We start from the raw sequence: 9,972 nt of genomic DNA, 5'->3' as shown, positions 1-9,972 counted from the left end.
ATATAGTATAATTATTCATATTTTATGAGGAGGGATTAAAATGAAAAAATCCATAATGTTGACAAGTATTTTAATGTGTGCAAATATTTACGCAGGTGAAATTTTAATGGGAACTACAACATCTTTAGATGACACAGGATTTTTAACAGAGATTTCAAAAACGTTAAAAAAAGAGAAAGGTGTTGAGTTAAAATGGATCGCTAAAGGTACTGGGGAAGCTTTAGAATTGGGGAAAAGAGGGGATGTTGATATTCTTTTTACCCATGATCCAGCAAGAGAAAAAAAATTTATAGAGGATGGATATGGAGCTAAAAGATATCCATTAATGTATAACTATTTTGTAGTTGTAACTGATAATGAGAAAGATTTAACAAACTATCCTAAAAATTTAAATAAATTATTGAATAAAATAGCTACTGAAAATTTGATATTTGTATCAAGGGGAGATAAATCAGGGACACACTCTAAAGAGTTAGCTATGTGGAAAGAAGCACAAGTTGATAAAAATTTTAAAAACTATAAAGAAGCTGGATTGGGAATGGCAAAAACTTTAAACTTAACTTCTGAATTACAGGGATTTACACTATCAGATAGTGGAACATTTTTAAAGGTTAAAGATAACTTCAAATTACAAGAGGTTCCTTTAGATGAAAAAGAACCTTTAAAAAATATATATTCAATTTTAGAACTTTCAAATGTTCAAGACTCTAAAAAAGATGATATAAAAATATTTATAGAGTTTATGCAATCAAAAGAGGCTGAAGAGATTATGAAGAACTATGGTAAAGATGAGTTTGGTACACCACTATTTTTTGTAGGTAACTAGTGTGGAAAAAGAGATAATAGAGATTGTATTACTATCTTTATTTGTAACAGGGGTAGCAAGTATTTTAAGTTCAATAGTTGGATTTTTTATAGGTCTTGGGTTATTTTTTAAAAAAGATAAAATTTTTAAGAAAATATTGGAATTTTTTAGAGCGCTAACAGGAGTTCCAACAATAATATTTGGATTAGTAGTGCTTTTAATTCTTTCAAGAAGAGGGATTTTGGGACCTCTAAATCTACTGTTTACACCAGCGGCAATAATAATTGCACAATTTTTACTATTGCTACCGTTGGTTATAACGCTTTGCTCAGAGCTTTTAGAAGATGATGGAACTAGAATTTTAACAACTTGTAAAATTTTACATATCCCTCCTAAAAAATTGAATAGAGTTTTTTTTAGAGAACTTAAAACCAGATTTTTGGGAATATTTTTAATAGCTTTTGCCAGAGGTATCTCTGAAGTAGGGTCAGTTATGTTAGTTGGAGGAAATATTAAGGGACATACAAGAGTGATGACCACATATATAGCTCTTTCAACCTCTATGGGGAACTATAACACCTCATTGGTAATTGCATTAATATTGTTTAGTATCTCTTTTTTATTAAATTTTTTAATAAAATGGGTGAAATAGTTGATAGAGATTAAAAATTTAAAAAAATATTATGAAAATAGATTGATTTTAGAAATATCAGACTTGAACTTTTATAGGGGAAGAATCTATTCAATATTGGGAAGGAACGGAGCTGGGAAAAGTACACTTTTAAAAATATTGAGCGGAATACTATCCTATGATGAAGGAGTATTAAAATATAATACAGAGGACATAATTTTATGTACACAAGAACCTCTATTTTTTAAAGGAAGTGTTATGTACAATTTAACTGAACCTTTTAAATTGAGGGGTAAGAGTATAGATAAAGATAGAGTTTTAACTCTGTTAAAAGAGTTTCAGGTGGAAAATTTAAAAGATTCATCAATCAATACACTATCAGGTGGAGAAAAAGCAAAAGTACAATTTATTAGAACTGTTCTTTATAATAAAAAGATATTACTTTTAGATGAACCAACTGCCAGTATGGATAAGAGAAGTACACAACTAGTGGAAAAAATATTAGATGAATTAAGAGATGTGGGGAGTTTAATAGTTATAGTAACTCATGATTATGAACAAGCAGTAAGAATAAGTGACTGTATTTACGAGGTAGATGAAGGAAAATTAATTCAAAGGGGGACATAATGTCTAAAGGTTTAATCAATAGGGTATTCGATAAAGAAACGACAAGAAGAGAGTTTCTAAAACTTACAGGAAAGGGGATAGCTGGTTTTGCAGTTACCTCCTCAATATTATCAATGTTTGGATTTGGGGAGGAGGCAATGGCTGCTACAGCTCTCCCAGATGGATTGTTGGTTGTAGATAGATCCAAATGTACAGGGTGTCAGCGTTGTGAAATAACATGTACATTACAAAATGATGGTAAGGTTCAGCCATTTCTGTCTAGAATTAAAGTAGGTGAAAACTATAATTTCGGTATAACTGGGCCAAAAATAAATTATCAATTTGAAGATGGTCAGATGGGGAATTTAAAGATGTCCCCTGTAACATGCAAACAATGTAGAGAACCATTTTGTGCAAATGCCTGTCTCAATGGCGCTATAGTTGCAGACTCTAGAACAGGTGCTAGAGTGGTATTAAAAGATAAATGTATAGGGTGTGGAACTTGTAGTGAAGCATGTCCATGGAACTTACCAACAATTGATACAGAGAGTGGGTATGCAACAAAATGTGTAACCTGTGGAGCATGTGTTAGAGGGTGTCCAACAGATGCTTTAAAAGTTATCAAATGGGAAGATTTAAGTAAAGCACACTATTTTAGTAAGAGATAATCAAGGGGGATAAATAAAAAATGAGTAAATCATATGGATGGGCAGGAAATATTTTAAGGGTAAATTTAACAACTGGAGCAATAACAAAGGAACCTACATCTAAATATAAGGACTTTATTGGTGGAATGGGTATAGGGTATAAAGTGATTTTTGATGAGGTTCCCGCAGGAACAAAAGCTTTTGATGAGGCAAATAAGATAGTGTTTGCAGTGGGACCACTTACTGGTTCAGGAGCACCTTCAAGTTCTAGAACCAATATCACTTCACTATTTCCATCGAATCCTTACAATGCAGTGGGAGATTCACATATGGGAGGAAATTTTGCAGCTCAATTAAAATATGCGGGATATGATGCCATAATTATTGAGGGAAAGTCAAATAGACCAGTTTGGTTAAGAATTGAGAATGAGAAAGTTTCACTAGAAAATGCAACAAATGTATGGGGTAAGGGAATAAAAGATACAACAGCTCAACTGGCTGCAATAGTAGGAAAGGGTGCATCAGTGGCAGCTATTGGTCAAGCTGGTGAGAATATGGTCAATCTTTCGGTTATTATGAATGGATTAAGTCATTCTGCAGGTGGTCATGGAGGAGTATTAGGTTCAAAAATGCTAAAAGCTATTGCAGTAAAGGGAGATAATGCTGTAAATATAGCTGGAAAAGGTAGAGAGCTATTAAAATTAAATAACTATATGATGAAAGATTTAATAGGAGCAAATAATCAGCATGTTGTACCGAGTACACCTCAGCCTTGGGCGGAATATCATCATAAAGGGAGTAGATGGACAGCTAGAGAGGGCTTAACTTGGGGAGCGGCAGAGGGAGGTCCTATTGAAACTGGAATATCTGCAGCAGGAGATGTAAATAGAGTTGGATATAGAACAATGAAAGCCACATTTGATTTAGGTCCCTCAGCAGAAAAGTATACAGTTAGAATGGGAGGTTGCCAATCATGTCCAATTAGATGTATGAGTCAACTAAAAATACCAAAACTTCAGGAGTATGGATTATCTCCATATGTTGCAAACAGTTGTATGGGATATTTTTCACCTCAAAGAGTTATGTTTAAAGGAAATAAAGATATAGAGGAAAAGGGCGATGGAAAGATGTTTGCAGCAGCTATTGGTGCATCATTGGCTGATGACTATGGAGTTTGGTGTAACTATGGACTTATAGGAACAGATTTAAAGCATGGATATGAGAGTGGAATCTTTAAAAGGGTATTACCTGAAGAGGAGTATAACTCTATTCCTTGGCATCTATTGGAAGAGAAAGACCCGGCTTTCCTAATAGATTTTTATAGAAGAATAGCCTATAAAGAGGGAGAGTTGAGCCATCTTGGAGATGGAGCTTACTGGGTAGCTAAAAGATGGGATTTTGGAGATGACTATTGGAATAATCCTAAATATGGACTATGGTCAAAGTTAGGATTCCCTAAACATCATTCAAATGAGACAAATGGTCAAGTTGGATCACTGATAAGTTGCATGTTCAACAGAGATGCTCAAAGTCATACTCTAGTAAACTTAGTTGGAAGTGGATTGCCAATAGAGATTCAAAAAGAGGTTGTAGCAGAGATTGTTGGATCACCAGAAGGAATAGATCCACCACTGAACTACACACCAATGAATGAGTATAAAGCAAAGTTAGCAAAATGGGCGATAGTAAAAAATTGTTTACATGATTCATTGACTCTTTGTAACTGGATGTGGCCTATGACAGTATCGCCACATAAATCAAGAAACTATAGAGGGGACTTGGCTTTAGAATCTAAATTTATGACTGTTGTAACTGGAGAAAACTATACAGAGGAAAGTTTAGATTTAGCAGCAGAAAGAGTTTTCACTTTGCATAGAGCATTAACTGTGAAGAATATGAATACAATTAATATGAGAGAAGAGCATGATGGAATGACTGATTGGGTTTTTGATAAGGATCCAGATATTAAGGCATTTACTCCTGGAACAGATAAGATGGATAGAGAGGATATGCAACTAGCACTGACACTATTCTATAGAGAGATGGGATGGGATGAAAAGACAGGTGCTCCTACAAAAGAGACATTGGAAAGATTGGGAATGGCTGATGTTGCAGCTGAATTACAGAGTTTAAATCTATTGCCAGCATAAAAATAAAAGGAAAAAAAGATGAATATAGAGATTCTGATTGAATTTATAAGGGAATCCTCAAAAATGGGGAGATTAATTGGTAAAAGTGACTTGGAAAAGGAGCCTTTAAATATAGAGGCTTCTCAAATTGAAAAAGTGATAAAAAAGTTAAAAGAGAGTGAAAGTGCAAAAGATATTGATATAATTATAGGCAAAATAGAAGTCTATTTTTATTCAAAAGACTATATTAGTAATGCATATAGAGATATGTTATTTAATTTAAAAGAGAAAAATATTGAGGAAGTAATAGTTGAAACAGTTAGAAATGAATCAAAACTATATCCAAGACCAACATCATTGGATATTTTTAGATTAGCTCCTTTTAAACGAGATGATATAGATAATTTATTGGAAGAGATATTAAAAAATAAGAAATATATGGATATAAAAATTGTACAAGCATCAAATGGAGCAAAGTATCTTTACTCTGATATACATATGACATTGGGTCATGCCAAGGGACTGTGTGAATGGGTAGAAGTGGGACAGTTTGAAAATCCATAAAAAGGAGTTGTATGTTAAAAAAAAGTAATGTGTGTGAGGAAGCCCCAGTTGAACTTAGAGTGAATAGAGAGAAGCTAGTAACTTTTATGTGCTCTCCGTATGACTTGGAGGATTTAGCTTTAGGGCATCTATATACAAGAGGAATAATAAAGGGTAAAAATGAGTTAGAAAGCGTTGCAGCATGTAAAGATGCAAAACTTATTGCCACTTATACATTGGGAGAAGTAAAGGATGACCTGTTTACTATACCAAAAGTAGTTTTAAGTGGGTGTGGAAGTGGAGCACTTTTTGATGAAAAAGTTATGGAAAGAGAAAAAATAGAATACTCTGAGCAAATATCTTTAGAAAGAATAAAAAAAGTTGCCAGGGAGATGCTAGAGGGTGCAGTAATGTATAAAAATAGTGGTGGAATGCACTGTGCATCAATTGGAGATATAAATGGAAACGTGGTTATCAGAGAGGATATAGGGAGACACAACGCCGTTGATAAAGCTATAGGTGCGGCTCTAAACAAGGGGTTTGATCTAAAAAATTCAGTTATTACAACCACTGGAAGACTATCTTTAGATATGGTACTTAAGGCTGTTGCAACTAAAATACCGGTTGTGGCTACAATAAGTATTCCAAGTAGTTTAGCAATAGAGTTAGCAGAGAGATTGGGAGTTTGTTTAATTGGAAGAGTTGGAAAAAATGATCCAATAATTTATACTTTTGAAAATAGAATAAAATAAAGGGGAGAGATAAAATATGTTTGGAAGATTAGGACCGTTTGAATTAATATTGATATTATGTATAGCACTGGTAGTTTTTGGACCATCAAAGTTACCAGAGATTGGAAAAAGTTTGGGGAAAGCTATAAAAGAGTTTAAAGGGCATGCAAATGATATAAGTAAGGATATAGATCCAAATACAGCACCAAAGGATGCGGGAAATAGTGAAAAATAAAAATTTAACAATGTTAGGACACCTAGCTGAGTTAAGAAAGAGAATGTTATACATAGTTATCGCTAATTTATTTACAACTTTTATCTGTTATGAATACTCAAACAGTTTAATTGAGATATTTTTAAAAATGAATAAGAGTATGAAATTAGTATATCTAACACCTCCTGAACTATTTTTAGCTTATTTAAAAATATCGTTAATAGGGGGAGTAATTTTAGCATCACCAATAACAATTCTACAGATATGGACCTTCGTATCTCCGGGGCTATATAAAGGTGAAAGATTATATATAGTTGGTTCATTTATAGGGGGATTACTATTCTTTATAACTGGAGGTTATTTTGCCTATAAAATGGTATTGCCAACTATGTTAGAATTTTTTCAAAAATTTCAAAGAGATGAGATAGCTCAGATGATCTCCATAGGCTCATATTTAGATTTTATATTGAGTATTATCTTCACTTTTGGAATTGTATTTGAAATGCCAATCTTAGCCGCATTATTAGCAAAATTAAAGTTGATAAAAGCGAAGACCTTAAGAAAAAAACAACCGATTATGATATTAATAATATTTATAGTAGCAGCAGTAATGACACCGCCAGATATAATATCACAGATTATGTTGGCACTTCCAATGATATTATTATTACAGTTAAGTATAGGGATTTGTTGGTTAATAAATAGATATCAGGAGGAACAATGAGATTTTTTAAAACAGTGAGTTTAAAGGAGGCTATGGATAGTATAGACTCAAAATTGGATAGAGTTTTAGAAATAGAGGAGACTTTATTGGCAAACTCTTTAAATAGAATTATAGCGGAAGATATAGTTTCAAGTATAGATTTACCCTCATTTGATAGATCTACTGTAGATGGCTATGCTGTTAAAGCCAAAGATATACATGGAGCTAGTGAATTTTCACCAATTCCATTGAGAAATATTGGAAATGGAAAAATGGGAGAGGAAAATAGAGTTGAAATAGAACTGGGAGAGTGTATGTATATTCCAACAGGAGGTATGCTTCCAAGGGGAACTGACGCTATGGTAATGGTGGAAGACTGTGAAGAGCTAGGAGATGAAATACTTGTTAATAGAGGTATCTCTCAACTTTCAAATGTAATATTGAAGGGTTCAGAGATAAAGTCAGGAGATTTGTTGATTAGAAAAGGGGAGAGAATAACTTCAAGTCATATAGGAGTTTTATCATCTATAGGTATGTCTAAAGTAAAGGTTTATGAAAAAATAAAATTTTCAATTATCTCCACGGGAGATGAAATCATTGAATTGGGCAAAGAGTTAAAAATAGGTGAGGTCTATGACATAAACACAAATATTTTTAGAGCTTTAGTGGAAGAGGGACTTGGAGAGGTAACGAGTACATTTCTAGTAAAGGATAATCTAGATATTTTGTCATCAACATTACAAGAGTCCCTAAAAAATGCCCATGTGGTTTTAATATCTGGAGGGAGCTCAGTTGGTGTAAGAGATTTTACTGAGAAAGCGATAGATGATATAGGGGGAGATATATTTGTCCATGGTATAGCACTAAAACCTGGAAAGCCCACTATAATAGCAAAATATAGAGATAAATTTATATTTGGAATGCCTGGACATCCCCAATCGGGAGTAAATGTTTTTAAAGCTCTAGTTGAACCTGTATTTTTAAATAGAAAAAGGGTTAAAGTGTATGGTGAATTGGGAGAAAATATTTTTGGTGATCCTGGAAAAACATGTTTTATAAATGTCAGATTGGAGATGGGCAATCAAAAGTTGCAAGTTTATCCAGTGATAAGTAAATCATCTATGATAAGACCAGTTTTAGAGGGGGATGGATATATATCTATACCAGACTATAAAGAGGGATTCTATAAGGGGGATATAGTAGAGGTGATACTAAATGATTAAAAGAAACATATATATAGATAATATTGATGTAGAAGTGGCTTTAAAAGAGTATTTTTCTCAAATATCTTTAGAACTTAAAAGTGAAAAAATATCTGTATTAGATTCAATTGGTAGAGTGACTTCAAAAGCGGTTTATGCTAACTATTGCTCTCCCACATATGCAGCAAGTGCAATGGATGGAATCTTTATTTTTTCAGAAAAGATTAAAGAGGCAACGGAGATAACCCCAGTCTATTTAAAAGAGGATGATTTTAAATATGTGAATACAGGAAATCCCTTGGACCTATCCTCGGGTGATTGTGTTGTTATGATTGAAGAGCTAATAAAGTTGGAGAATGGCACTTTTAAAATTATAAAAAATGCCAAACCATGGCAACATGTGAGACCTGTAGGAGAGGATATAGTAGCTGGAGAGATGCTAATAAAGTCAAATCATAAAATTTCACCTCAGGATTTAGGAGCTCTTATAACTGGAGGAATAAAAGAGATAGAGGTTTATAAAAAGCCAAATATAGCTATTGTTCCAACGGGAGATGAGGTTATAGATATATTTAAAGAGGAGTTTAAAGAAAAATCGGTAATAGATTGTAACTCCTATGTTTTTTCCGCTCAAATAAGGGAGTGGGGAGGAGTTCCATATATTCAAGAGAGATTAAAAGATGACTACAATGAGATGAAGAAAAAGTTAGATGAACTTTCTAAAAAATTTGATGTTGTGATAATAAATGCAGGGTCTTCAGCTGGAAGTAAAGATTATACCAAAAGTGTTATACAGGAGATAGGTGAGGTTATTATCCATGGAGTTGCAATTAAACCAGGAAAACCAACAATATTGGGCAAAATCAATGAAAAGCCAGTTATAGGGATACCTGGATATCCTGTTTCAGCGTATTTAGCTATGGATATTTTTGTTAGACCTCTTTTAGAGAGAGTGACTAACATCTCCAATGAAAAAAAATTTATAGAGGGTAAACTTGGAAAAAGTATTGTATCATCTTTAAAACATAAGGAGTTAGTGAGAGTTACTATTCATAGAAGCATGGATGACTACATAGTTATGCCTTTAGCTAGAGGAGCTGGAATTACAACAAGTTTATCAAAAGCTGATGGTATTTTAGCAATCCCTAGATCGGTTGAAGGAATAAGTGTAGGAGAGAGAGTTAAAGTAGAGCTTTTAAAACCATTGAAAGAGATTGAAGATAACTTGGTTTCAGTTGGTAGTCATGACATTGTTATGGATTTAATAGGAGACTCTATAAAACTTTGCTCCACACATGTGGGAAGTTTTGGAGGTATATTGGCAATTAAGCAAAGAAATGCAGATATTGCCCCAATTCATATGTTAGATGAGCAAAATGGTGAATATAATATATCCTTTATACAAAAATATTTTCCAACTGAAGATATGACTTTGATAAAAGGCGTGGAGAGAATCCAAGGTTTAATAGTTCAAAAAGGTAATCCATTGAATATAAAAGATATTAAAGATATGTTTGAAAAAGATATTAGATTTGTCAATAGACAAAGAGGGTCAGGAACAAGAATTCTCTTGGATTACTGGTTAAAAACTGAGAAGTTAGATTGCATAAACTTAAAAGGATATGACTATGAGGTGGCAACTCATTTAGATGTTGCAATGGCTGTAAAAAATGGGACAGCAGAGGCTGGGCTAGGAATAATGGAAGCCGCTAAAATAGCGGATTTAGATTTTATACCCTTAGCAAAAGAGGAGTATGATTT

General features: G+C 33.2%; 11 protein-coding genes. All 11 read left to right on the top strand.

Annotated features, from left to right (window positions below):
* Positions 1–40 precede the first annotated feature (40 nt).
* A complete protein-coding gene (locus ACMOUI_RS05200) occupies positions 41–826 on the top strand; it encodes a substrate-binding domain-containing protein (protein ID WP_418964678.1) in 786 nt (261 codons plus the stop codon).
* Between the two features lies 1 nt (position 827).
* On the top strand, positions 828–1,457 hold the full coding sequence (locus tag ACMOUI_RS05195; RefSeq protein WP_418964677.1) for an ABC transporter permease: 630 nt from the start codon (positions 828–830) through the stop codon (positions 1,455–1,457).
* The gene (locus ACMOUI_RS05190; RefSeq protein ID WP_418964676.1) at positions 1,458–2,063 is read left to right on the top strand and encodes an ABC transporter ATP-binding protein; all 606 of its coding nucleotides are present in this window, start codon (positions 1,458–1,460) and stop codon (positions 2,061–2,063) included.
* Positions 2,063–2,710 carry a ferredoxin-like protein gene (locus tag ACMOUI_RS05185; protein WP_418964675.1) on the top strand — a complete coding sequence of 216 codons (648 nt, stop codon included), beginning with the start codon at positions 2,063–2,065 and terminating at the stop codon, positions 2,708–2,710. The genes ACMOUI_RS05190 and ACMOUI_RS05185 overlap by 1 nt, the downstream gene beginning before the upstream one ends.
* Before the next feature lie 20 nt (positions 2,711–2,730).
* Positions 2,731–4,839 (top strand): aldehyde ferredoxin oxidoreductase, encoded by a 2,109-nt coding sequence (locus tag ACMOUI_RS05180; protein ID WP_418964674.1) that lies wholly within the window; start codon positions 2,731–2,733, stop codon positions 4,837–4,839.
* A gap of 18 nt (positions 4,840–4,857) precedes the next feature.
* Complete coding sequence (locus ACMOUI_RS05175; RefSeq protein ID WP_418964673.1) at positions 4,858–5,382, top strand: hypothetical protein; 525 nt, start codon at positions 4,858–4,860, stop codon at positions 5,380–5,382.
* Positions 5,383–5,393: 11 nt separating this feature from the next.
* Entirely contained in the window at positions 5,394–6,113 is a 720-nt protein-coding gene (gene fdhD / locus ACMOUI_RS05170) for a formate dehydrogenase accessory sulfurtransferase FdhD (protein WP_418964672.1), read from the top strand.
* A 16-nt stretch (positions 6,114–6,129) separates the two neighbouring features.
* On the top strand, positions 6,130–6,327 hold the full coding sequence (locus ACMOUI_RS05165) for a Sec-independent protein translocase subunit TatA/TatB (protein WP_418964671.1): 198 nt from the start codon (positions 6,130–6,132) through the stop codon (positions 6,325–6,327).
* Entirely contained in the window at positions 6,317–7,030 is a 714-nt protein-coding gene (gene tatC / locus ACMOUI_RS05160) for a twin-arginine translocase subunit TatC (RefSeq protein ID WP_418964670.1), read from the top strand. Before ACMOUI_RS05165 ends, tatC begins: the two co-directional genes overlap by 11 nt.
* Positions 7,027–8,232 carry a molybdopterin molybdotransferase MoeA gene (locus tag ACMOUI_RS05155; RefSeq protein ID WP_418964669.1) on the top strand — a complete coding sequence of 402 codons (1,206 nt, stop codon included), beginning with the start codon at positions 7,027–7,029 and terminating at the stop codon, positions 8,230–8,232. The genes tatC and ACMOUI_RS05155 overlap by 4 nt, the downstream gene beginning before the upstream one ends.
* A partial coding sequence (locus tag ACMOUI_RS05150) for a molybdopterin biosynthesis protein (RefSeq protein ID WP_418964668.1) occupies positions 8,225–9,972 on the top strand: 1,748 nt, incomplete at its 3' end. The genes ACMOUI_RS05155 and ACMOUI_RS05150, both read left to right, overlap by 8 nt.

The sequence above is a fragment of the Cetobacterium sp. genome, assembly GCF_048470075.1.
Classification (GTDB): domain Bacteria; phylum Fusobacteriota; class Fusobacteriia; order Fusobacteriales; family Fusobacteriaceae; genus Cetobacterium_A.
Note: the sequence above shows the minus strand (reverse complement) of the source record. Positions and strands in the feature narration are given on the sequence as shown.

Coding starts and splice junctions, on each gene's coding strand:
- fdhD (WP_418964672.1), top strand. CDS start 5,394: ATGTTAAAAAAAAGTAATGTGTGTGAGGAAGCCCCAGTTGAACTTAGA.
- ACMOUI_RS05165 (WP_418964671.1), top strand. CDS start 6,130: ATGTTTGGAAGATTAGGACCGTTTGAATTAATATTGATATTATGTATA.
- ACMOUI_RS05175 (WP_418964673.1), top strand. CDS start 4,858: ATGAATATAGAGATTCTGATTGAATTTATAAGGGAATCCTCAAAAATG.
- ACMOUI_RS05180 (WP_418964674.1), top strand. CDS start 2,731: ATGAGTAAATCATATGGATGGGCAGGAAATATTTTAAGGGTAAATTTA.
- ACMOUI_RS05200 (WP_418964678.1), top strand. CDS start 41: ATGAAAAAATCCATAATGTTGACAAGTATTTTAATGTGTGCAAATATT.
- ACMOUI_RS05185 (WP_418964675.1), top strand. CDS start 2,063: ATGTCTAAAGGTTTAATCAATAGGGTATTCGATAAAGAAACGACAAGA.
- ACMOUI_RS05155 (WP_418964669.1), top strand. CDS start 7,027: ATGAGATTTTTTAAAACAGTGAGTTTAAAGGAGGCTATGGATAGTATA.